The sequence below is a fragment of the Candidatus Flexifilum breve genome (genome assembly GCF_016713355.1).
The window spans coordinates 1-21,375 of record NZ_JADJPI010000005.1; the positions used below are offsets into that span (position 1 = coordinate 1).

Consider the following 21,375-nt stretch of genomic DNA (forward strand, 5'->3'; position numbering starts at 1 on the left):
AAGTGATCGTTCAGATCGACGCAGCGGAGGAACAACCGCTCAGCATCATCCGACTTGAGGTGGTCGATCAACGTCGCTATGGCAATACTCTACTCTTGTTCCTTCATCCCAAAGTGCGAACCGACGCGGAGTCATTGGAGGAGTAATGCGCGTGGTCGATATGCAGCAGTTAGAAGCGGTGGCTCTTGAATTCATCCAGCTTGTTCAACATCAGCGCGCCACCGGTCCCGGTCAGAAAGATTTTGCAGTCGCCCCTGCCCGGCATGTGGGACGAGGTCGATGTGAGCCAAGATGACAGCGCGCTTGGATCTGTGTCATCACCGTACTCACCGCAAACCGTCGATGGCGCGACTGCTGGCACGGAATATCATTGGTAGTCCGTGGGGGGGCGGCATGGGGTCGGCGACCTTGACGATGGGGATGATGGGGCCATACGCCGGTTTGCGCGGATGCTCGTCATGCCCGCTGACATGATTTTGCGGATTAGATCAGACGTCACGCACGCCGCAGCTCCTCAGCCTGCACTTTGAAGTGCCGGAAGCCGAAAGCCAGCTTGCGTTTTGCAGGAGCTGGGCAAGCAGTAACGCCCGAGCGGTTCGCCCGTGCGGGTTCGTCCGGCAAACCTCACCCGTTATGATTGAGACGCGCTCGGAGCACCCTCGGCGCGTCTTCGGACTTCACGTCACCTGTCACCTGCCCCTCGCGAATGATCTACGGTGAATCGCCCACCAGTGGCTCGGTTTCAAGTTGAGCTGCTTCATCAACTCGCTGCCATTGATCAGCGTCGGCGAACCGACGCTGGCGTTCGTACTCCTCAAAGTACGCGCTGAGCAGCAACTTCGTGTTTTCCAGCGCCTGTAACCCAGCGATCCTGATCGATCTTCGGTCCGCTTTGCCGAGGTAATCCGCTAACGTCACGAAGATCCATCCACCCGCTGGCCCCAACCGCCGCCAATGGCGGTGCATCAGCACAGGTGTCAGTTAGAGAGAGAGGGCGATCACACCTCGGCGGACGAGTGGTTGCGCACGACGAGCGTCACCCGATCGCGCTCCCGCGGAACTGAAATGCAAATCGCTGAGCTTGGTTTCGGCAATCGTCGCTGGCTTGCTCGTGCTGCGGGTAGACCGTACGCGCGCCTTGGCTGGCAGGCATAACCGCGCCGCTTCCCCACATCATGCAGCAGCGCCGCCGGCAGCAGCGGCGCACGGTGCGAACGTTCATCCGGCCAGACTTTGGCGAAATGCTCTTCCAGCCGCGCGCTTGTGACCGCCAAACGCGACCGCGATCATGCCCATGCTGAACTGTGACGTCGCTTCGTCGCCGCGCGTGGGGCTCATCGTGCCGGCATTTCATACAGGTTATCGACGACGGCTGGCGTGTGATTCCACGCATCGGCCACATGGGGCGGTGACGCTGTTTGGGGTTGTGCAAAGGGAGATCGGCTCTGGCAGCGCCGCCCAGTGCGCCGACCGCATCTGCTACGCGCACGTCACTGACGGGCTTAAGGGCGGCGTCAGCATGCGCTTGAGTTCGTCACGTACCCGTTCCGGCGAGGTTTCCATCAGCCGCGGAGCGTTCGAGGACGCAGGTCAGCGATCGTCTCCGGTTCAATGCGAAAACCGAGCTGCACGCCGCACCGCCCGCAGCACCCGGATCAGATCATCCCAGACCGGTAGGTCCGCAGCGGCGCAGCACCCGATTGAGCAAATCGGGGATGCCCCTATCGGGTCGATGACTTTCTGCAAGTCACCCGTCAGATGCACGGCCAGCGCATTGATCGCGAAGTCGCGGTCGCGCAGATCGCTTCAAGATCCGCGCCGCGAAAGCCCGCCACATCGAAAATCAGCCGCCCTTCCGGCTGTCGACCAGCGCCCGCCCGACATCGCGTCCGGTGTCAAGCGCGTAAAAATCCCCTTTGAGACGGTTGGCGTCTTCTTCGCCAGCGCAATGCGCTGCCCGCCGAGTCGCAATGTCAACATCCTTGATCGGGCGGCGCAGCACCGCGTCGCGAACGCCCCGCCGGCGATGTAGCCGGGCTCGCGCAGATCGCTCAGCAACAGTTCCCCTAAATCGAGAACTGTCTCCGACTGAACCAGAATGGTCAGACATTCCCACCGCTCCCAGCCCTCGACCACGCCGATAAAGAGAAATTGCGATACTTCTCGTCGAGGTCCGGCCCATAGCCAAACACAAGCTTATCTTCAATCGTAAAGCCTGTGTAATCAATCTTGATGTCAATCGTGGCGGCGTGACGGCTTATCAGCAGAGTACACAAACGCACACTGGTAAGTTGGCGGGCGCTCATCACTTCCATGACAAATTTGAGCGTGTGCCTGTCGATGATGTCCTCGACGATCAGCACATGTTTGCCGATCACTTCCGCCTTCAAATCCATGTCGATGCGGACGCTGCCCGTCGTCATACGCGCGCCCCTGCCATAGCTGGACCGCAGAGAAAAATCAATCTCATGCGGGACGGTAATCGAACGCATCGGGTCGGTGGTGAACATCACCCCACCCTTGAGAATACAAATCAGCAGTAGATTATGCGCGCCCGCGTAATCGTTGGAAATCTGCTCGCCGAGTTCTTCCACCCGTGCGCGCAGGACGCTTCATCAATCAAGACTTCCTGCAATAAATGATCCAGTGAGTGACGCATCCGGCATGTGCTTTCGGTTAATGGCTGGTCTCGTTTTTACCTAATGTCAATTATAACGAATTGACACACGAAGTGGTACAATGAGTCGGCTTTACCACGAATAGTAAAGGTTCGAACTACCAGTCCTTACCCTCACGTTGACGTCTCGCAGCCCCGGGATACCGTCCGTGACGGCCTCGACCGGGTGCTGGAAGGTCGGTCGGCACGACCATCGAGACTTTTTGCGCGCCGACCGCGATCCAACATCCGGATCAGTACACCAGTCCGACCGTTGCCGGCATCTTCGACGGTACAAGCTGCTGCAATTACCAGCTTACAGTATCAAACGGGATGAGCTCGCTTACGCCCCGTCCCGCTCTCCACCAGTGACGGCGGGCGCATCTACCGCCGTTCGCTGATGTTGCTGCTCGTCACCGCCGTCGGCGAACTGTTCACCGAGGTCCAAAGTCAGCGTAAGCTATGCCGTACCCGATGGCGGCATGTTCTGCATTCTGCGCAACCGGGCGCCGTTCACGGTCGAAGAAAGTGGCGCGGGTCGAGGCGCACGCTGCGCCATCGTCGCCCCGAATGACCCCATCGACAAAGAAGTGCTGACGCTGGAAGCGGTCGCTGTTCCGAGAAGCGCGGCGACGACGACAGCAGCTGCGTCTGCTGGAAAGCCGCACGCGCAACGGGCTGATCCTGTATACGCTGCGCGGGCGATCCGACCACTACTACGGCTACATGCTGCCATCGACGGGCATCCTCAGACGTTCAGATTGCTGCCGACTGAAGGCGGCTTCGTCCTGCAGTATCCGCGCCAAGGCAGCCCAACCGCCCTGCAGCCGATGAAGACCTACACCAAGTGAATCAGGTCTTTCAGGAAGCGGAAGACTGGCTCACCAAGATGAACTTGCAGGATGTCGGGACGCTCAATCGCCTCGTGCGCGAAGACCGCATGCAGGAAATCATCCTCGTCGCCGAGGCCCTCCATGAGCAGAGTATCGCCTATATCGCGCGCACCATCAGCGACCGCCTGCGCGATCGGGGTATGCGCATTGTGCTAATCGCCGGACCATCGTCCTCAGGCAAGACGACCTTCTCCAAAGCGCCTCTCGATTCAACTCTTGGCGCATGGTCTGCGTCCATTCACGCTGGAAATGGATAACTATTTCGTCGACCGGGAGAAGACGCCCGCGACGAAGACGGCGGCTATGACTTCGAGGCGCTGGAAACGCTCAACCTGCCGCTGCTCAATGAGCAGTTCGCCGCCCTCATCGCGGGTGAGCAGGTCATCACGCCTAAATTTGACTTCCTGACCGGCAAAAGCCTTCCCGACCGCCCCAGCCAGTTGAAGGACAATCAGATCATCATCGCCGAGGGCATTCACGGGCTGAATCCGCGCTTGCTCACGGAGATTCCGAAACGAGAAAGTCTATCGGGTGTATGTGTCCGCGCTCACCAGTTGAACATCGACTTCCACAACCGCGTCCCACGACCGACGTCCGCCTGCTGCGGCGCATCGCCCGGGATGCCGCGCGGCGCGGCTACAGCGCCACCGATACCGATTCTGCGCTGGGAGAGCGTGCGCCGGGGCGAGAAGAGAACATCTTCCCGTTTCAGGAGAACGCCGACGTGATGTTTAATTCAGCGCTCGCCCACGAAACTGGCCGCGCTGCGCCCACTCGTCGAACCGCTGCTGCTGCAAGTCGAACCGGGGACGCCCGCGCACATTGAAGCCAACCGCCTGCTTTCATTTGCGCTGGGTGCAGCCGTTCACCGAAACGCAGGGAAGCCGCATTCCCGATACCTCGCTGCTGCGCGAATTCATTGGTGGCTCAATTCTTGATGCCTATCACCCGAGTGATCAGGGATTCTGATCGCGGTCGCCGGTCCACACCAGGCTCAGGGGCAAGCTGAAGTTGCCCTGTTTCACCCAGACCGCTGATCCACCCCACCCCGCCCCCCCGCGGGGAGAGGGGTTGAAGTGGGTTCCGTCGTTTTCTTAACTCTACGCGCTCACTGATCTATTGACATATGTCCCAACGCCAACATTTTTCACGATTATTCACGCGCAGGTTCATGCTCATAATTGAGAATGTGCCTTACAATTCTTCTAAGGGATCATTTATTTTCCGTTGTCATCTCGTTAGAGAACTCACATGGCACATAAACTGGCAATCGACTTTGGCAACCAACAGCTAAAATGATTGCGCACTGGAACGAAACGACTGGCGCACCCGAAGTCGTCACTTTGCCGGATATCGGCACACTGGGCGATGGCGAATACCCAGCCTGGTCGTGCCCTCCTGATCTACATCCGGGACGGCCAGACCGGGGCAGTGACGCTTGGTCAGGAAGTCCGCTATCAAAAGCTGGACTTGCAGAAAGATAATCGTCTGTTTCGCAATTTCAAACGGGGCATTGTCACCTCGCCTGCACCCGAACCGCGAACGATCGACGACAAGGTCTGGGGCGACAACGACGCGGGCAAAACCTTTGTCCACACCCTACTCAGCGCGCTCCCTATAGACTCGACGAGCTGGATCAGTTGGTGCTGACCGCGCCCGTCGCATCCTTTGAAGGCTACCTCGCGTGGCTCAACAACATGTTCGACGAAGTCACGCAGAACAAAATCCGCATCGTCGACGAATCGACGGCGGCGGCGCTCGGCTACGCCGTGACCAAACCGGGCGCCATCGTGCTGGTCTTCGACTTCGGCGGTGGCACGCTCGATATCTCACTGGTCGAACTGCCGGAGAGCCGCGAGAAGACGGGTGGACTGCTCAAACTGCTGCGGCGCAACAGTACCGCCCACCACACTGCCAAGGTCATCGCCAAAGCCGGACGCATCATCGGTGGCAGCGACGTCGATCAGTGGATGGTCGCGGATGTGTTGGAAAAGTCAGGTCTGTCAATCAAGACGCTTGGCAAGGATTACCCGCTGCTGCTCACCCGCTGCGAGACGGCGAAAATCGAACTCTCGACGGAAGAGAGCACGTCCATTCTGTTTGAGGCGGGCGGTCGCCCCTGCAGCGTGTATTACACGCGCGAAGACCTCGAAAAGCTGCTGGAAGCCAATGGCTTTTACACTGCGCTCCGCCGCGTCGTCGACAAGGTGATGCATGTTGCCCGGCAGCGCGGCATCTTCAAAGAAGACATTCACTACGTGCTGCTGGTCGGCGGTACGTCGCTGATGCCGTCTGTGCAAGCGACGCTCAAAAGCTACTTCACCGATACTGCCGTGCGCGCGGATAAGCCGTTCACCGCGGTCGCCGAAGGGGCGCTGCAAGTCGCCGCCGGGTACGGGCTGGAAGATTACCTCGTGCACAGCTACGGCATTCGTCATCTCGACGAAGCGACCAACACGCACAGCTATGACGAGATCATCCCGATGGGCAGCCGCTACCCGACGGAAACACCGATTGAAGTGTTGCTCGGCGCGGCGCACCCTAACCAGCGCGATGTTGAATTTGTCATCGGCGAAATCAACACTGACTCGGTCGCCATGATCGAAGTGAAATACGAAGACGGCCAAGCGGTTTTCGTCGCGCAGGCCAACACCCAGGTCAGCAGATCGTCCAGCTGAACCCCGACGCGACCACGCTCGCCGCGCTCATCCCGCCCGGTCAACCCGGCGGTGATCGTTTGAAGGCTGAATTCAGCGTCGATGCGCGGCGTCAGCTCCGGCTCACAGTCACCGATTTGCAGAGCAGCAAGGCGCTTTTACAGGATGTTGTGGTAGTCACACTGCACTAGGAAGAAGTTAGACATGACGACCCAGATCACGGGGCGTGAACCGCGCCTCTCTTTGCAGACGAACGCACGCGGCGAGCAGCGTCTGTCGCTGCGTAAGCTCGCCAGCATGCTCAACATCCTGCCACCCGACGCCGTGTCGCTGCCCGCGCTCGACGAAATGCTGCGCAATGAAGAGTTTTACGTGCGCTACAACGCCGCGCAGATGCTCGGTCGGCGGGGTGACCGCGAAGCCCGCCTCATCATGCAGAACGCGCTCAATTCAGGCGAAACGCCGACCCGCGCCAGCGTCGCCCGGCATCTCTACGGCTTCTCGTGGTTTTCCGCGGAACCGCTGCTGCGGCAGGCGCTCCAGGACCATGATACACGTGTGCGCGAAGCGGCCATCTATGCGCTCTGCGACCTACGCGAGCTCAACGCGTATCAATTGATGACCGAAATTCTCAAAGCCGAAGGCGATGACGTCAAGATGGCGGCAGCGTGGGGGTTGCGCAACAGTCAGGACTCAGCGGCGGTGCCCGTCCTCGAAGCCGTGCTCTCCGCGGAAGACCCGGAAGTCCGCATCAAAGGGTTAGAAGCGCTCGGTCAGAATGACACGCCGGAAGCGATGCCCGTTGTCCGGCAGGCGATGAACGACCCGGATCCCGACGTGAAATACGCGGCAACGCTGAGCTTGCTCGAACTGGCGGGCGAAGGCTGGCTGCAGGAACTCTCGGGCATCATCGGGCGCACGACGGGCGTCACCCGCCAGCAGATTCTGCGCGGCTTCTTCCATGCCACCAATTACCTGAAGATTGATGTCGCCAAGACCCAATCCGCCGATCTGCTGATCGACGCGCTGGAGACGGCCCTACTCGACGATATGGACGATGTGCGGATGGCCGTCGTTTGGCCGCTGGCGTGGATGCGCCATGACCGCACCCCGGCGTCCTCAAGCGCGCCTATCTGGTCGAACAGAGTGAAACCGTCAAAGCGCATATGGTGCGGGTGGCTTCCCAGCCTCATGTCCGATGCTGCCGACGAAATTCTACAGGATGCCCTCAAACATAGTGGGCGCGTGCGCCAAGTCGCTGACCAGATCATGCAGGATCGCGGCGGCCGTCCGCCCATCAAGTATGAAACGAGCGCCATGCACGCGAGTGCGGGAGTGTAAACAGTGCCGGAGGCTCAAAGCCTCCGGCGTTATTCTCATCTACACCTGATGATGCACCTGTAAGCTGCGCACCAGGCGGTTTCTTGCGCAGCGCGCGCACCGCTTGCACGACCGCTTGCGCCGCCGTCATCGTCGTGATGATCGGCACGCCGTAAAGATGTGCTGTGCCGCGAATCAGCCCACCATCGTCATGCGCCTGACCGCCGCGCGGCGTGTTGATGATCAGGTCGATCTTCCCCGCGCGGATCAAATCGACCACATGCGGCGACCCGTCGCTCACCTTGTTGATGGGCTCCACCGGGATGCCAAGTTCCGTCAAATAGTCCGCCGTACCTCGCGTTCCAATCAATTTGAAGCCCATCCCATGCAAATCGCGGGCGATCTTCGTCACCGCCCCGCGGTCAAACGGGTTCACGCTGATGAAGACCGTGCCTTCCAGCGGCAAGCGTGTGCTGGCGGCCATTTCGGCCTTAGCGAAGGCGTGACCAAAGCTTGAGGCGTGACCCATCACCTCGCCGGTCGAGCGCATCTCCGGGCCAAGCCGCGCATCCACGCCGGGGAACTTCTGGAACGGCAGCACGGCCTCTTTAACGAAGAATCCATCGACTTCCGGCTCCTGTTCAAAGCCGAGATCCGCCAGCGTCTTACCCGCCGCAATCTGCGCGGCGTAGCTGGCCAGCGGCATACTGGTCGCTTTGCTGACGAACGGCACGGTGCGGCTGGCGCGCGGGTTGACTTCCAGCACGTAGACAACTTCATCCTTGATGGCGAACTGGATGTTGAACAAGCCCTTCACGCCCAGCGCCAAGCCGATTTGCTCGGTGTATTCGCGGATGATCTCCACGTGGTATTGGCTGATTTTGTAGGCGGGCAGCACACAGGCCGAGTCGCCGCTGTGGATGCCCGCTTCTTCAATGTGCTCCATGATGCCGCCGATGGTAACGTGGTCGCCGTCGCACAGCGCGTCCACGTCAAATTCGAACGCATCGTCGAGGAACTGGTCGATCAGCACGGGGTGACCATTCCAGTGGATATGCTGGTCAATCCAGCGCACCAGCATGTCGTCGTCAAACACTATCGCCATGCCGCGCCCGCCGAGCACGTAGCTGGGACGGACGAGCACCGGGTAGCCGATCTTGTGCGCTACGGCGAGCGCCTCTTCGCGATTCATTGCCGTGTCGCCGGGCGGCTGCGGAATATCCAACTGCGCCATGAGTGCATTGAAGCGCTTGCGATCTTCGGCGAGGTCAATCGTATCGACCGATGTGCCCCAGATCGGCGCGCCCGCCTCATGCAGCGCGCGGGCGATATTCAGCGGCGTCTGCCCACCAAACTGCACCAGAACGCCATCCGGCTGTTCGCGATCGACGATGTTCATCACGTCTTCAAAGGTCAGTGGCTCGAAGTACAGGCGATCCGCTGTGTCATAGTCGGTGCTGACCGTCTCCGGGTTGCAGTTGACCATGATCGTCTCATAGCCCATTTTCTTGAGGGAGAAACAGGCATGCACGCAGCAGTAATCGAATTCGATGCCCTGCCCGATGCGGTTGGGCCCACCGCCGAGGATCATGACCTTTTTGCGGTCGGTCGGGAAGGCTTCGTCGTCTTCCTCGTAGGTCGAATACAGGTAGGGCGTGTGCGCTTCGAACTCCGCCGCGCAGGTGTCGACCCGGTAGTAGCTGGGGATGACGCCCGCCGCCTTGCGCGCGGACCGCACCGCCAGCGGTGACGTGTGCAAAATCTGCGCGAGGTGCGCGTCGCTGAAGCCGTAACGCTTGAGTTCGAGCCACTCGGAAGCGCTGAGCTGATCGACGTTCCGTTCGCTGATTTGATCGCGCAGGTCGTCGATGTCGGCCAACTGGGCGACGAACCAACTATCGAAGCCCGTTTTCTCCGCGACTTCCTGCGGTGTTACACCCTGACCGAGCGCAGCGGCCACCTGGAAAAAGCGCTGCGCGGTCGGCAGTTTGAGCGCTTCGGGCGCGGTCTGCGGCAGCGTATAGCCGAAGCCCAACATGCCGATATCCAGCGAACGGATGCCCTTCTGCAGCGCTTCGGCGAATGTGCGGCCAATCGCCATGACTTCGCCGATGGCCTTCATCTGCGGGCCGAGCGTCTGATCAGCACCGGGGAACTTGGCGAAGTCCCAGCGCGGAATCTTCACCACTACGTAATCGAGCGACGGCTCGAAGCTGGCGGGTGTGACGCGGGTGATGTCGTTGGGGATTTCGTCAAGCGTGTAGCCGACCGCCAACAGCGCCGCGATCTTGGCAATCGGGAAACCCGTCGCCTTGCTAGCGAGCGCTGACGAGCGCGACACCCGCGGGTTCATCTCGATCACGTACACCTGACCGTCAGCCGGGTTGACGGCGAACTGCACATTCGCGCCGCCCGTCGCCAAGCCGACCTTATCCAGCACGATGCGCGCCATGTTGCGCAGGCGCTGCAATTCTTTGTCGGTGAGCGTTTGCGCAGGCGCAACGGTGATGCTGTCGCCCGTGTGCACGCCCATCGGATCGAGATTTTCGATCGTGCACACGACGACGAAATTGCCCGCCACGTCGCGCATGACTTCCAGTTCGTACTCTTTCCAGCCGAGCACGCTCTTTTCGATCAAGACCTGCCCCACCGGGCTCAGCTTGAGGCCGCGCTCGGAGATTTCGCGCAGTTGGGCTTCATCAAACGCCACGCCGCCGCCCGAGCCACCGAGCGTGAACGATGGGCGGATGAGGCACGGGTAGTTGAGCGTTTCCGCCGCGGCGAGCGCTTCTTCAACCGTGCTGACGATCTCGCTCGGCGGGCAGCTCAAGCCGACTTCGACCATCGCCTCTTTGAACAACTGGCGATCTTCGGCGAGGTCGATGCTTTCCAGCACCGCGCCGATCAATTCGACATTGTGCTTGGCAAGGATGCCGCTCTCCGCCAGTGCCTTCGACAGGTTGAGCGCCGTCTGCCCGCCGACGGTCGGCAGCAGCACATCCGGCTGTTCCGCTTCGATGATGCGTTCCAGCATTTCGGGCGTGAGCGGTTCGACGTAGGTCGCGTCCGCAAATTCGGGATCGGTCATGATGGTCGCGGGGTTGGAATTCACCAGTACCACGCGGTAACCCTGCGCGCGCAGCACTTTGCACGCCTGCACGCCGGAATAGTCAAATTCACAGCCCTGCCCGATAACGATGGGACCAGAGCCAATGACGAGAATCGTTTGGATGTCAGTTCGTTTTGGCATAAGCTCACTTCGTAAAGGCGCTCTGGAACTCGTCAAGCATGAGCCAGACCGCGATTGCTGCCGTGCTGAACAAGACACACGCGCCACCGATCAGCAGTGTGATGGTGAGCTGCGGGTGTTGGCGAAACCAGTGTCTGCTGTACCAACCCCCGCCGATGAGCGCCACACCTGCCACAAACAGCAGAATCGACGTTGCATCAGGGAGGGTCGGCGCGGCAGAGGTCGTCATACGCTGACTGTGCCCTTGACCCGATTCACGAACTCATCAAACAGATAGAGCGAGTCATGCGGGCCGGGCGCGGCTTCCGGGTGATACTGCACGCTGAACGCGCCGAGTCCCTCGTGGCGCAGCCCTTCAATCGTATTGTCGTTCAGGTTGATGTGCGTGACTTCCGCGCCGCCGAAATCGCTGTCCGGCGTGACCGCGAAGCCGTGATTGTGGCTGCTGATCTCGATCACGCCTGTCAGCAGATTCTTCACGGGTTGGTTGCCACCGCGATGCCCGAAGCGCATCTTTTCGGTTTTGCCGCCCAACGCCAGCGCCAGAATTTGATGTCCCAGGCAGATGCCGAAGATCGGCACTTTGCCCAGCAAATTGCGCGTGTTGTCGATCATGCTCGTGACGGCAGCGGGATCACCGGGGCCATTGCTCAGAAAGACGCCCGCCGGATGCATGGCGAGCACCTGATCGGCTGGCGTGGTCGCCGGGACGACGGTCACGCGCAGACCACGGTCGGTCATCATGCGCAGAATGTTCTTCTTGATGCCCGTGTCATAGGCGACGATCAGCGCGCCGTTGGGATCATACGGGTGGTTAACGTACCAACCGGGGTCGCTCGTCTGTGTCCAGTGGTACGGCTCGGCGCAGGTCACATCGTCGACGAGATTCCAACCGGACATGTCCGGCGACTGCCGCGCAATGTTGACCAGTGCCGCCGCGTCTTCCGCTGCTTCACCGTGCGCAATCGCCGCCCGCATCACGCCTTTTTCGCGGATGTGCCGCACGAGCGCCCGCGTTGCCACATCAGAGATGCCGATCACGTCGTGGTCGCGCAGGTAGCCGTCCAAGTCGCGCTGCGACCGCCAATTGCTCACTACCGGCGAAAGGGAGCGCACCACGAACCCGGCCACCCACACTTTGTCTGACTCGACGTCCTGCGGGTTGATACCCGTGTTGCCGACGTGTGGCACGGTCAGCGTGACGATCTGCTTGTGATACGAGGGACCGCGCCGAAGCCCGTACCGGCGAACGTCCGCCCGTCTTCCAGTGCGATCAATGCTTTCATTCGTTGTCCTCAATGTCATTGTAGGGACGCGCTTCTGCGCGTCCGCCGCCATCTAAAAAACGGACGCCAAGAATGGCGTCCCTACAAGGTCGTCTAGCTTCGGTAGTGCCCGTTGATCGACACATAGTCATGGCTGAGGTCGCACGTCCACACCTTGACGGCGTTGCCGCTCGTCAAGCCGCAGTCGAGATCGACCCGGATTTCCGCCCCCTGCATGATGGCAGTGGCCGCGGCTTCGCTGTATCCCGTCGGTTCGCCGTGGGCGATGAGCTGCACGGCGTCGCCGCCCTTGAGCGGCGCAATCGACAGGCTGAGCTTACCCGCGTCGAGCGTTACCCCCGCGCGCCCCGCCGCTGCCAGAATGCGTCCCCAGTTGGCGTCCGCGCCGTAAAAGGCGGTCTTGACCAACGGCGATGTCGCAATCGTGTTGGCGATCTTGCGGGCGTCGCCTTTCGTCGACGTGCCGCTCACCGTGATCTGGATGAACTTGGTCGCGCCTTCGCCGTCGCGCACGATTTCGCGCGCCAGCAGTTCGCAGGCCGCGCCGAGCATGATCTCGAACTGTTCGAGCGCCGCCGGGTTATCGACCGTCGCGCCGCTCGCGCCGTTCGCCAGCACGAGCACCGTGTCGTTGGTGCTGGTGTCACCATCCACGGCGATACTGTTGAACGTCCCTTCGTTGATACGCTTGAGCACGGCGTCAAGGTCAGGCTGGCTGATGGCGGCGTCGGTGACGATCACGCTGAGCATGGTCGCCATGTTCGGGGCGATCATGCCCGCGCCCTTGGCAATGCCGCTCAGATGCACTTCCTTGCCATTGATCGGAAACGCGAAATGCACCGCTTTGGGCCGCGTATCGGTGGTCATGATGCCCTGCGCCGCGCTGAACCAGTCGTTGCCCAGCGCGTCGGCGGCGAGGTCAATGCCGCGCGCGATCTTGTCCATCGGAAGCTGCGTGCCGATCACGCCCGTCGACATCACCAGCACGGTCTCCGCGGGCACGCCGAGCTTATCAGCCGTCAACTGCGCCATCTTGTGCGCGTTCTCGATGCCCAACTGCCCGGTGCAGGCGTTCGCGCACTTGGTGTTGACGGCGACCGCCCGCATCCCGGTCGGGTTGGCGGCGACCTTCTCCATGTCGACCAGCACGGGCGCGGCCTTAACCTGATTGGTCGTGAACACGCCCGCCACCGTACACGGGGTCTCGCTGACGATCAGCGTGAAATCGAGCGCGCCATCCGCCTTGAGTCCGGCGGCGACGCCCGCTACTTTGAAGCCCAGCACGCCCGCCGGGTTGGAAGTCATATCAATCATTTAGGCCTGCTCCGCGAGAATGGTAGTGAGGCGTTCAACCAGACGATCCACATGCTGCTTGGTGGCGATGAGCGGTGGCACAAACCGAATCGTGTTCACACCCGCGCTGACCATGAGCAGTCCCTGTTCATAACCCGCTTCGACGACCGAAGACACGTCTTTGGTCAGTTCGAGACCGACCATCAAGCCGCGCCCGCGCACTTCTTTGACCAGCGGGCTGTTAATTTCGCTCAGGCGATCCTTGAGGTATTCGCCCGTCTCGGTGACCTGTGCCAGAAATTCCGGTTGGCTGATGCGGTCGAGCACGTACTTGGCCACGCCCGTCACAAACGGGTTGCCCGCAAAGGTCGAGCCATGATCGCCGGGGTGAATGTGCGACGCAACCGCTTCAGTCGTGAGGATCGCGCCAATCGGCAGACCACCCGCCAGGGGCTTGGCCAGCGTCATAATATCCGGCGTGATACCGCTCTGGGTGTGCGCCCACAGGTCGCCCGTGCGCCCCATGCCGCACTGCACTTCGTCGAACACCAGCACCGCGCCATGCTGATCGCACAGGCGGCGCAGCGTCACGAGAAACTCGGGTGACGCGTCATAAATGCCGCCTTCGCCCTGCACCGGCTCGACGAACACCGCGCACGTCTTGGCACTGATGGCCGCTTCCGCCGAGGCAATGTCGTTGAATTCAGCCAGCACCGCATCGGGCATCAGCGGCTGGAACGCCTTCTGATACTTCTCTTTCGGCGTAAGCGCCAGCGATCCCATCGTGCGCCCGTGGAAGGCGTGGCTGAAGTGGACGATCTGCGTTTTGCCGGGCACGCCGCTGTCCGCGGCGACCTTACGCGCAAACTTGATCGCGCCTTCGTTGGCTTCGGTGCCGCTGTTGGTGAAGAACACGCGGTCGGCGAACGACTTCGCGCACAGCGCCGTCGCCAGTTCAGCTTGCGGCGCGGTGTAGTACAGGTTGCTCGTGTGGATCAAGCCTGTCGCGGCCTTCTGGATCTCGGCGGTCAGGCCGGGATCACTGTAGCCGAGTGCGTTGACCGCAATGCCCGCCACCCAGTCATCGTAGGCTTTGCCGGAATTGTCGTACAGCGTCATCCCTTCCCGCCGACCAACACGAACGGCGGGCGCTTGTACGACTGGACGATGTGCGTGTTTTCCAGTTCTATGATCGGATGAACCACCCCTCTTACCCTCTTTCTGCTGACTGCTGCTTGATAAAGTCCGTCCAATGCAATTGATTTTCGACCCATGCGGGCAAGTCTCTGCCCTGTTCGATCCATCCGTTATTTGCTTCATAGCGGACGGTCGCTAAACACCATCCCAAAATCTTCTCCGCCGTGTCTGCGCTGATCTTGCCCGAAAACAGCACATGGAGCACCAATTTGCGGCTGTACTCCGAGTCGCGCACGAGCGCGTTGTACATCAGGTGATGCAGCTCATGGCAGTTCGCGCACAGTTGGATCGTCACGCGGTTTTCGCCGTGCATGGCGATATCCCACAGGTGATGCCGGTGCGACGCCGGGTACCCACACGCCGAGCACGCCGTGACGCGTTCGCGGTACGTCGGGCGGCGGCGCACTTTCGACCGACGGTACTTCTGCAACCGGTAGAAGTCCAACCAGTGGTCGAGCACCGCCTCGACATCTTCAGACTCGTCCGCGAACACCTTCTCGAACGACTCGATGATCTCGCCCGCCTGCTTCTCGCGGTACAGCTCGCGGATCAATTGGTAAAGGGCTTGCTTGCGTTCCTCAGACACTGCACCACGCTTTCCACCCAACCATCACATCAAGGACTGAGGTCAACGGACTAAGGTGCTTACTCAGTCCACAGTCCTTAGTCCTCAGTCCAGTTTTTCAGCGAATACCGTCCCGCCGCCGCTGGACAAGCCTTTCAGGTTCGTGATCACGGCCTGTGCTACACCTTCGATCAGCGACTCAAGCGCCGTCTTGACCTTCGGGATCATCCCGCCGAAGATCGTCCCATCGGCGATCATCTCTCCCACCTGATTTGGCGTCAGCTGCGGGATAACCGCGCCATCCTTGAGCACGCCTTCGACGTTGCTCACGAACACCAGCTTCTCGGCTTCCAGCGCCGCCGCCACCGCCCCGGCGACATGATCGGCATTGACGTTGAAGTTACTGTCTTCGCCCAGGCAAATTGGCGCGATCACGGGTGTGACGCCCTGATCGAGCATGTCGACCAGCAGATCGACACGCACGGCAGTCACTTCGCCCGTATAGCCCATATCAACCGACTCATGCGTCATCTTGTCCGCGCTGACGAGCCCGCCATCGACGCCGCTCAAGCCGACCGCATCGATCGGCATTCACCAGTGTACGCACGATGCGCTTGTTGACCGTACCGCACAGCACCATTTCGACCAATGCCAGCGACTCGGCGTCGGTGATGCGCAGCCCGTCGACATAGCGCGGTTCAATGCCTAACCGGGTTTGCAGCGCCGTGATCTCTTTGCCGCCGCCGTGCACAATCACGACGGGCGTGTCAAAGTGCTTCAGTGTTGCGGCCAGCTCGGCCAGAAAATCCGGGCTGTCGAGTTCGTGACCGCTGATCTTAATGACAATTGGTGCAGGCATTAGGAATTCACCTTATCTCTGTCTACATTGACCCCCCTCCCCATCCCTCTCCCGAATTCTAGGGAGAGCGCAAGCAGACGCGCTGTTTGCTCCCCTCCTCGAATTCGGGGAGGGGTCGGGGGTGGGGTGGAAATTACAATAGAGCGGTCGTCTCGTCGTAACCGTACATCAGGTTGAAACACTGCACCGCCTGCCCCGCCGCGCCCTTGCGCAGATTGTCGGTGACGCTGGTGATGTGCACGTAGCGGTCGGTGTTCGGCGTGATGCTGATGGCTGCCTTGTTCGTCTTGACCACATGCTTGAGCGTGGCGAGCTGCCCTTTCGGCAGCACATTGACGAGCGGTTCGTTGGCATAAGTCTGCTCGTAGAGTGCCTGCACCTCGGCACTGGTATGGCCGGGCGCGAGTTCGACGTAAATGCTCGCCATCAAGCCCCGGTCGACGGGCAGCAGGTGCGGCGTGAAGATCAGCAGCCCAGTGTTCGGGTTGATCTTCTGCATCTCCTGCTCAATTTCACCGACGTGGCGGTGTGCCCGACCGACACCATACGGCGAGAAGTTACCATACACTTCCACAAAGTGGGTATTCGGCTTGGGTTCGCGTCCCGCACCGCTCACGCCGGACTTGGCATCCACGATGATCGGGCGGTCATTGACGAGCCAGTTTTCCCGCAGCAGCGGGTACATGCCGAGGAGCGTGGTCGTCGGGTAGCAGCCCGGCGCGGCAATGCGCTCGACGCCGCGCAGCGCGTCGCGGTTGAGTTCCGGCAGGCCGTAGGGTGTCGGCAGCAGTTCGGGATGCGGGTGCGGGTGGTTGTACCACTTCTGGTAGAGTTCGGGCGTATCGAGGCGCAGATCAGCGGACAGGTCGATCACGCGGACGCCGTGCGCTTCGGCTTTCTTGGCCGTCTGCGCGGAAACACCGTGCGGCAGCGCGAGAAACACCGCGTCGACGCTTTCCAGCGGCGCATCATCCGGCTTGATGTAGCGCAGGTTCGTGAACGGCACGGCATCGCCCGCGTACGTGCCCGATGTGGCGAACACCAAATCGACACACGGATGCTGTGACAGGATTTCGACCGCGTCCTGCCCCGCGTACCCTGATGCGCCGTAAACACCGACGCGGACTCGCTGCTGCTGCATGTATTTCCCCTTTGTGCTCACCAAGCGCGTCTCAGCGCGCCACTTCGTGCCCAATGCGTAAAATCCCCGCCTCTCGTCTGAGGTCAGGGGGATTGCTTTGGCTTCGCGGTCGTGTCTCGTTACGCCTAACGCAAAAATCCCTGCGTGACCTCAGTGGTCTGCGGGCTGCGACGGCGACGACGGATTTCGGGTAACGAGACGCTGTACATTGTTCACCTTAATGAATGCGCGAAAAATATAGCGCATCCCTGCCCTATGTCAAGCAGGTGTTTCGCGATCAAAATCTGGTTGATCCAACGCTGGTGGTACACTCTGGGAGCGATTGCGAAATGTTTTTGATAGGAGTTCTGATGCCAAAACGTTTGTTACGTGTACTCGCCCTGCTGCTCGCGCTGGCTATCAGGTGAGCGCCCAAGCGACCCCATTACGCCGGATCTCATCATTGACGACTTTGAAGCAGGCGTGCCGCTTTTGCTGGATGAGAGCAATACCGCGGTCGGCTTTGTGCCGTGGGGCAGCGAACCGGGCAACGTAGTGCTTTCGCGCGGCAAATTGTCGGCGCATCGACCTACGCCCTTCCCACCACAATGACCACCGCCAACACCGTGCTTCGCGCTCGACTATGACATCGGCAGTTGGGGCGGCGTTACGCATGCCTTCACCGATGGCGCGACTGGACGAGCATGGATTGGACGCCCCTACAGCGCGCTGACCTTCTGGCTGTTCGGCAGCGCCAGCGGTGCGCAGATTCAAATCGATCTGTTCGACAATCGCAGCGCTACCCAACCCGGCGATACCGCCGAACGCTACTTCTACCGCATCCCCGACGATTTCAGTGGGTGGCGGCAGTTTGTCATTCCGTTTGAACTGTTCCAACGGCGCACCGACCCAGCCCGGCGGCGCTAACGACGGCTTAGGATTGGATGCGGTTTGGGGTATGCCGTCGGTCGCCCGCCGGAACAGGCACCGTGTTGCCTCGATATGGGACTGGTGACCGACAGCGGCAGCGATGTGGTCATCTGGCGGGTGACGAAGTAGTTGTCGATGTCGCAGAACCTGAACTCGATCTGGAGGCTGAGAACTTGGGGAATTCACGCGAATGGTTACTGCTGTGGTCGGATGAATTCGATGGCGCGGCGGGTACACCCATTGATACTGACAAATGGACGGCGGAAATCGGCGGGCACGGCTTCTGCAACAATGAATGGGGAGTACTACACCGACCGTGTCGAAATGCCTCTTTGGATGGTGACGGCAACCTCGCCATCGTCCGCGGCAGGAAACGCTGCCCGACACCACTCCGCCAGTTACCATGGGACGTGCCTCACCTCGCCCGGGCTGATCTACGAACGACCAGTTTGAGTTCGCCTACGGGCGCGTCAAGCGCGCATCAAGCTGCTCCGTTCGGGGTCAGGATCTGGCCGGCGTTCTGGATGCTCGGCGGCAACTTTGAGACGGTTGGCGGAACAGCGGTGAACTCGACATTAGCGGAATACATCCGGACGCGAACCGAACACGATCTGTGGCACGGTGCACGGCCCCGTTATTCGGGGCAAACGGCATCCGGCAGTTCGTGGCGCTCCGATACACCCACGCCGACGATTTCCATGTCTACGCGGTCGAGTGGGACGAGGACGCGATCCGCTGGTAATCTTATGTCGACGGTGAGCTCTACCACATGCTCACGCCCGCTGATGCGCGGCAACCCGTGGGTCTTTGATCAGACTTCTTCATCCTGCTCAACCTCGCCGTGGGCGGTAACTTTGGCCGGGCTATCCCGACGAAACGACACAGTTCCCGCAGACCATGTTGGTCGACTACGTGCGCGTGTATCAACTCGCAGGCGAATAGCGATTTATGATTGAGATTGTAGGGCGCACGGCCGTGCGCTCTCCGCCTCTGCTCAGGCTTGTTCCGCACACGCCTTGAGCATCAACCGCAGGTTGTAGTTCTGCATGTTCTCCATCTCCCCACGCGATCTCCATGCGCGGCAGAATATCGTGGTGGTAGCGCAGCGGTGTACAGCGGCGCGATGATCCTCCGCCGCAGCGCACGCCTCTGTGCTGCCGAGTTCACCCCATTCGCTGAGATACGCCTGCACTAAGCGATCTTTGTAGCGCCGGGTACATCCGGCAGGTCGCGCCCCGATTTCCGCGAGGAAGAACGCGACGTCGAAGAACGGATGCAAGGCGGCGGCGTCCGACCAGTCCGTGAACAACACGCGATCATCCTCAGTCTGCACAATCTGGCCTGCCCAAAAGTCGCCATGCGTGAGCGTCGAAAAAGTTCCGCCTCCCGCAGCCGCTCAACGCCGCCGCGATCTTTGGCGCAGCGGCGACAAGCTGGCGCGCTCCTCGGCGCTGATTGGTTGATAACCCCGTTCAGCGCTCATCCTCGTCGCCTGCGCAGTGCTCGCCAGCGTGCCTCAACCACGTCAAGTCACGAATAGGCACCCCGTGTCGGCGACGAGCCGTGGCACGGACGGCGGGGGGTCGCCTGCTGAAACTGGTATACCTCCCGGAGCGCCCGCTCCCAACAACGTGATCTCGCGCTTGCTCTCAGCAAACAGCGACACGCCACCGCGTAGTCCGCCATAACGAACGAGTGCCCTGGTTCAGCCGCGATGATTGCCGGGACGCACCTGCGGGAACGCCTGTGCCAACCACGCCGACAACTGCGGTTCGTGAGCAAACAGCGGCGGCACGAGCTTGAGGTAGACGGTCGTTTCGTCTCTGTAACCGCCAGATCGACGAGCGCCCCCACGAGCGGACCTGTTTTAAGTGAAGGTCCGCCGTGCCGAAACGATCACGCATGGTCTGGATGAGCTGGGATACCACGGGACGCGGTGCGGATGTTCGGTCGCAAGCCAATCAAGCGCGGCATGGGCAGCAGGGGGTGACTGTTCAGGCAGCGTCCACAGCGCGTCAGGCGGCAGATCACCACCACGATACGGCACGGTAAGGGGTGGGCGCGTGTCGTCGCCCACTCCGGTTTGCGTGACGCGGATCGTGATCAGTTCAATACCGAAGGCGGTTTTTAGCGCGCTTGGCTTCGGCGCACGCCTTCCGCCAGAAATGAAAGTCACGTGAGATGTTGGGGAAAGCACCATCAGCGAGTGCGCGGTGGTCGCTGTCGAGGACGACTAAACACGTCAGTATGCGTCATGCTTAAATCCTTTTGGCTGGTTTTGGACGATCAAAACAGGGGCAGATGCCCGGTCAAAACCCCGTGAGGAGCGATCAGGACCAGTTAACAAATCACGTTGCGGCCTCCTTGACTGGTCCTCATCCTACCGGGATTTTGTTCGAAATTGCATAGATCGCGCCTTTGCCCGCTTGACGCCCCTATGGCCCGGGTTAGCATCGAAGCTGTGAAGCACAGATCGAGACACCACGACTCGAGATCAGGAAGCCAAGGAAGCAACCAAACGCCCGCTACGGTGATCGTCGCCGTAGATGGCATCAATTTCACCGCTAAACAGGGCGAAAATCGTCAGGTTTTGCTTGGGCCGGAAACGGCGCGGGCAAAACCACGACCATGCGTATGCTCACCGGGTTCATGCCGCCGACCACTGGCAGCGCCAGATTGCCGGACACGACATCGTCGAGGACTCGCTGGAAGCGACGCAATGTCGGCTCTTGCCGGAACGCGCGTCCCCTCTACCCGGATATGACCGTGCGCGGCTTTGCTGACCTTCTGGGGCGAAGCTGCGCGGCGTCAAAACGAGCAAAACCCGCCGTCGATGCGGCGCTCGCCCGCTTTCTGACCGACCGCCCGCCAGAATCAACTCGTGCGCCACCTCTCCCAAAGGCTTGAAGCAACGGCTCGGCTTGGCGCAGGCGCTGGTGCGGCGCCCGCCCGTGATCATTCTCGATGAGCCGACTATTGGCATCGACCCGCAGCGGGTGATCGAAGTGCGCGACGCGAATTGCGGCGCTCGGGCAAAGTCCACACGGTTTTGTTCAGCACGCCCATTCTGAGCGAAGCTGAGCAAGTCTGCGACCGGGTTTCTGATCATCAACCACGGCAAAATCGTCGCGCAGGGTGAAGCCCGCGGATTTACGCCGCCAACTGCAGCCCGGTTCGACGCTGCAACGTAATGGTCACGCGCGGGAGCCGATAAGTTTGAGATGCGCGACGTTGTTGGCCAGCGTCCCTGGTGGCAACCCATGTCGAAGGCAGCGGCGACGGCTTCACAGTTAAGGCGACCACCGACGTGCGCAGCGAAGTCTCGACACGCACATCAGCGCGGCAGGTG

The 21,375-nt window shown here is 60.8% G+C and carries 25 protein-coding genes and 2 pseudogenes; 13 read left to right on the forward strand and 14 right to left on the reverse strand.

The features are described 5' to 3' along the window. Positions 1-185 precede the first annotated feature (185 nt). The gene (locus IPK17_RS05105) at positions 186-377 is read left to right on the forward strand and encodes a hypothetical protein (protein ID WP_343416599.1); all 192 of its coding nucleotides are present in this window, start codon (positions 186-188) and stop codon (positions 375-377) included. Positions 378-711: 334 nt separating this feature from the next. Here the strand turns inward: IPK17_RS05105 and IPK17_RS05110 are convergent, their stop codons facing one another. After that, positions 712-966 (reverse strand): hypothetical protein, encoded by a 255-nt coding sequence (locus tag IPK17_RS05110; RefSeq protein WP_343416600.1) that lies wholly within the window; start codon positions 964-966, stop codon positions 712-714. A gap of 373 nt (positions 967-1,339) precedes the next feature. On the opposite strand from IPK17_RS05110, the gene IPK17_RS40980 reads away from it, so the two are divergent. Beyond that, positions 1,340-2,032 carry a hypothetical protein gene (locus IPK17_RS40980; protein ID WP_343416601.1) on the forward strand — a complete coding sequence of 231 codons (693 nt, stop codon included), beginning with the start codon at positions 1,340-1,342 and terminating at the stop codon, positions 2,030-2,032. Positions 2,033-2,102: 70 nt separating this feature from the next. On the opposite strand, the gene IPK17_RS05120 is transcribed toward IPK17_RS40980, so the two are convergent. Continuing rightward, positions 2,103-2,594: a phosphoribosyltransferase gene (locus tag IPK17_RS05120; RefSeq protein WP_343416602.1), complete on the reverse strand. Its 492-nt coding sequence runs from the start codon at positions 2,592-2,594 to the stop codon at positions 2,103-2,105. Positions 2,595-3,138: 544 nt separating this feature from the next. Here IPK17_RS05120 and IPK17_RS05125 point away from each other — a divergent pair. From IPK17_RS05125 to IPK17_RS05160, 8 genes and pseudogenes are all read left to right on the forward strand, one after another. After that, the gene (locus IPK17_RS05125) at positions 3,139-3,507 is read left to right on the forward strand and encodes a hypothetical protein (protein WP_343416603.1); all 369 of its coding nucleotides are present in this window, start codon (positions 3,139-3,141) and stop codon (positions 3,505-3,507) included. Beyond that, positions 3,504-3,806, forward strand: coding sequence for a hypothetical protein (locus tag IPK17_RS05130; protein WP_343416604.1), 303 nt, complete (start codon positions 3,504-3,506; stop codon positions 3,804-3,806). Before IPK17_RS05125 ends, IPK17_RS05130 begins: the two co-directional genes overlap by 4 nt. Before the next feature lie 81 nt (positions 3,807-3,887). Next, positions 3,888-3,977 (forward strand): annotated as a pseudogene (locus tag IPK17_RS40420) (hypothetical protein); the annotation flags it as partial. A gap of 107 nt (positions 3,978-4,084) precedes the next feature. After that, positions 4,085-4,375, forward strand: a complete 291-nt coding sequence (locus IPK17_RS05140; protein WP_343416606.1) for a nucleoside/nucleotide kinase family protein — start codon at positions 4,085-4,087, stop codon at positions 4,373-4,375. Next, a complete protein-coding gene (locus tag IPK17_RS05145; protein ID WP_343416607.1) occupies positions 4,372-4,518 on the forward strand; it encodes a hypothetical protein in 147 nt (48 codons plus the stop codon). The genes IPK17_RS05140 and IPK17_RS05145 overlap by 4 nt, the downstream gene beginning before the upstream one ends. 399 nt (positions 4,519-4,917) lie before the next feature. Then, positions 4,918-5,199 (forward strand): hypothetical protein, encoded by a 282-nt coding sequence (locus IPK17_RS05150; RefSeq protein ID WP_343416608.1) that lies wholly within the window; start codon positions 4,918-4,920, stop codon positions 5,197-5,199. Further along, positions 5,193-6,227, forward strand: a complete 1,035-nt coding sequence (locus tag IPK17_RS05155; RefSeq protein WP_343416609.1) for an Hsp70 family protein — start codon at positions 5,193-5,195, stop codon at positions 6,225-6,227. Before IPK17_RS05150 ends, IPK17_RS05155 begins: the two co-directional genes overlap by 7 nt. A 183-nt stretch (positions 6,228-6,410) precedes the next feature. Further along, positions 6,411-7,547 carry a HEAT repeat domain-containing protein gene (locus tag IPK17_RS05160; RefSeq protein WP_343416610.1) on the forward strand — a complete coding sequence of 379 codons (1,137 nt, stop codon included), beginning with the start codon at positions 6,411-6,413 and terminating at the stop codon, positions 7,545-7,547. On the opposite strand, the gene carB is transcribed toward IPK17_RS05160, so the two are convergent. The 8 genes and pseudogenes from carB to argC all read right to left on the reverse strand — a co-directional run bounded on the left by carB (position 7,504) and on the right by argC (position 17,117). After that, a complete protein-coding gene (gene carB / locus IPK17_RS05165) occupies positions 7,504-10,776 on the reverse strand; it encodes a carbamoyl-phosphate synthase large subunit (RefSeq protein WP_343416611.1) in 3,273 nt (1,090 codons plus the stop codon). The genes IPK17_RS05160 and carB overlap by 44 nt on opposite strands. Positions 10,777-10,780: 4 nt before the next feature. Then, positions 10,781-11,005, reverse strand: coding sequence for a hypothetical protein (locus IPK17_RS05170; protein WP_343416612.1), 225 nt, complete (start codon positions 11,003-11,005; stop codon positions 10,781-10,783). Beyond that, the gene (carA, locus tag IPK17_RS05175; protein ID WP_343416613.1) at positions 11,002-12,081 is read right to left on the reverse strand and encodes a glutamine-hydrolyzing carbamoyl-phosphate synthase small subunit; all 1,080 of its coding nucleotides are present in this window, start codon (positions 12,079-12,081) and stop codon (positions 11,002-11,004) included. The genes IPK17_RS05170 and carA overlap by 4 nt, the downstream gene beginning before the upstream one ends. A gap of 74 nt (positions 12,082-12,155) precedes the next feature. Further along, positions 12,156-13,367, reverse strand: a complete 1,212-nt coding sequence (argJ, locus tag IPK17_RS05180; protein ID WP_502748410.1) for a bifunctional glutamate N-acetyltransferase/amino-acid acetyltransferase ArgJ — start codon at positions 13,365-13,367, stop codon at positions 12,156-12,158. Positions 13,368-13,376: 9 nt separating this feature from the next. Further along, entirely contained in the window at positions 13,377-14,474 is a 1,098-nt protein-coding gene (locus IPK17_RS05185) for an aspartate aminotransferase family protein (protein WP_343416615.1), read from the reverse strand. A 91-nt stretch (positions 14,475-14,565) separates the two neighbouring features. Then, positions 14,566-15,138 carry a hypothetical protein gene (locus tag IPK17_RS05190; RefSeq protein ID WP_343416616.1) on the reverse strand — a complete coding sequence of 191 codons (573 nt, stop codon included), beginning with the start codon at positions 15,136-15,138 and terminating at the stop codon, positions 14,566-14,568. A gap of 84 nt (positions 15,139-15,222) precedes the next feature. After that, a pseudogene (argB, locus tag IPK17_RS40985) lies at positions 15,223-15,976 on the reverse strand (acetylglutamate kinase). 133 nt (positions 15,977-16,109) lie between these two features. Then, the gene (gene argC, locus IPK17_RS05205) at positions 16,110-17,117 is read right to left on the reverse strand and encodes an N-acetyl-gamma-glutamyl-phosphate reductase (protein WP_343416619.1); all 1,008 of its coding nucleotides are present in this window, start codon (positions 17,115-17,117) and stop codon (positions 16,110-16,112) included. Positions 17,118-17,744: 627 nt separating this feature from the next. Here argC and IPK17_RS40425 point away from each other — a divergent pair. Continuing rightward, positions 17,745-18,023 (forward strand): carbohydrate binding domain-containing protein, encoded by a 279-nt coding sequence (locus IPK17_RS40425; RefSeq protein WP_350341615.1) that lies wholly within the window; start codon positions 17,745-17,747, stop codon positions 18,021-18,023. A gap of 637 nt (positions 18,024-18,660) precedes the next feature. On the opposite strand, the gene IPK17_RS05215 is transcribed toward IPK17_RS40425, so the two are convergent. From IPK17_RS05215 to IPK17_RS05230, 4 genes are all read right to left on the reverse strand, one after another. After that, on the reverse strand, positions 18,661-18,822 hold the full coding sequence (locus IPK17_RS05215) for a hypothetical protein (protein WP_343416621.1): 162 nt from the start codon (positions 18,820-18,822) through the stop codon (positions 18,661-18,663). A 198-nt stretch (positions 18,823-19,020) separates the two neighbouring features. Continuing rightward, positions 19,021-19,359 carry a hypothetical protein gene (locus IPK17_RS05220; protein ID WP_343416622.1) on the reverse strand — a complete coding sequence of 113 codons (339 nt, stop codon included), beginning with the start codon at positions 19,357-19,359 and terminating at the stop codon, positions 19,021-19,023. A 534-nt stretch (positions 19,360-19,893) separates the two neighbouring features. Continuing rightward, positions 19,894-20,202 (reverse strand): hypothetical protein, encoded by a 309-nt coding sequence (locus IPK17_RS05225; RefSeq protein WP_343416623.1) that lies wholly within the window; start codon positions 20,200-20,202, stop codon positions 19,894-19,896. A 388-nt stretch (positions 20,203-20,590) separates the two neighbouring features. Then, positions 20,591-20,746, reverse strand: a complete 156-nt coding sequence (locus IPK17_RS05230) for a hypothetical protein (RefSeq protein ID WP_343416624.1) — start codon at positions 20,744-20,746, stop codon at positions 20,591-20,593. Here IPK17_RS05230 and IPK17_RS40430 point away from each other — a divergent pair. Next, a complete protein-coding gene (locus tag IPK17_RS40430; RefSeq protein WP_350341616.1) occupies positions 20,676-20,933 on the forward strand; it encodes a hypothetical protein in 258 nt (85 codons plus the stop codon). The genes IPK17_RS05230 and IPK17_RS40430 overlap by 71 nt on opposite strands. Beyond that, positions 20,900-21,097: an ATP-binding cassette domain-containing protein gene (locus IPK17_RS05235; RefSeq protein ID WP_343416625.1), complete on the forward strand. Its 198-nt coding sequence runs from the start codon at positions 20,900-20,902 to the stop codon at positions 21,095-21,097. Before IPK17_RS40430 ends, IPK17_RS05235 begins: the two co-directional genes overlap by 34 nt. Positions 21,098-21,375: the final 278 nt, after the last annotated feature.

What these genes read in the sequence shown, in the direction of transcription:
- IPK17_RS05170 (WP_343416612.1), bottom strand. Translation starts at nt 11,005, where the DNA reads ATGACGACCTCTGCCGCGCCGACCCTCCCTGATGCAACGTCGATTCTG.
- IPK17_RS05185 (WP_343416615.1), bottom strand. Translation starts at nt 14,474, where the DNA reads ATGACGCTGTACGACAATTCCGGCAAAGCCTACGATGACTGGGTGGCG.
- IPK17_RS05150 (WP_343416608.1), top strand. Translation starts at nt 4,918, where the DNA reads ATGGCGAATACCCAGCCTGGTCGTGCCCTCCTGATCTACATCCGGGAC.
- IPK17_RS40430 (WP_350341616.1), top strand. Translation starts at nt 20,676, where the DNA reads ATGCCGCCGACCACTGGCAGCGCCAGATTGCCGGACACGACATCGTCG.
- carA (WP_343416613.1), bottom strand. Translation starts at nt 12,081, where the DNA reads ATGACATTGAGGACAACGAATGAAAGCATTGATCGCACTGGAAGACGG.
- IPK17_RS05160 (WP_343416610.1), top strand. Translation starts at nt 6,411, where the DNA reads ATGACGACCCAGATCACGGGGCGTGAACCGCGCCTCTCTTTGCAGACG.
- IPK17_RS05110 (WP_343416600.1), bottom strand. Translation starts at nt 966, where the DNA reads ATGCACCGCCATTGGCGGCGGTTGGGGCCAGCGGGTGGATGGATCTTC.
- argJ (WP_502748410.1), bottom strand. Translation starts at nt 13,367, where the DNA reads ATGACTTCCAACCCGGCGGGCGTGCTGGGCTTCAAAGTAGCGGGCGTC.
- carB (WP_343416611.1), bottom strand. Translation starts at nt 10,776, where the DNA reads ATGCCAAAACGAACTGACATCCAAACGATTCTCGTCATTGGCTCTGGT.
- IPK17_RS05140 (WP_343416606.1), top strand. Translation starts at nt 4,085, where the DNA reads ATGTGTCCGCGCTCACCAGTTGAACATCGACTTCCACAACCGCGTCCC.
- argC (WP_343416619.1), bottom strand. Translation starts at nt 17,117, where the DNA reads ATGCAGCAGCAGCGAGTCCGCGTCGGTGTTTACGGCGCATCAGGGTAC.
- IPK17_RS05125 (WP_343416603.1), top strand. Translation starts at nt 3,139, where the DNA reads ATGTTCTGCATTCTGCGCAACCGGGCGCCGTTCACGGTCGAAGAAAGT.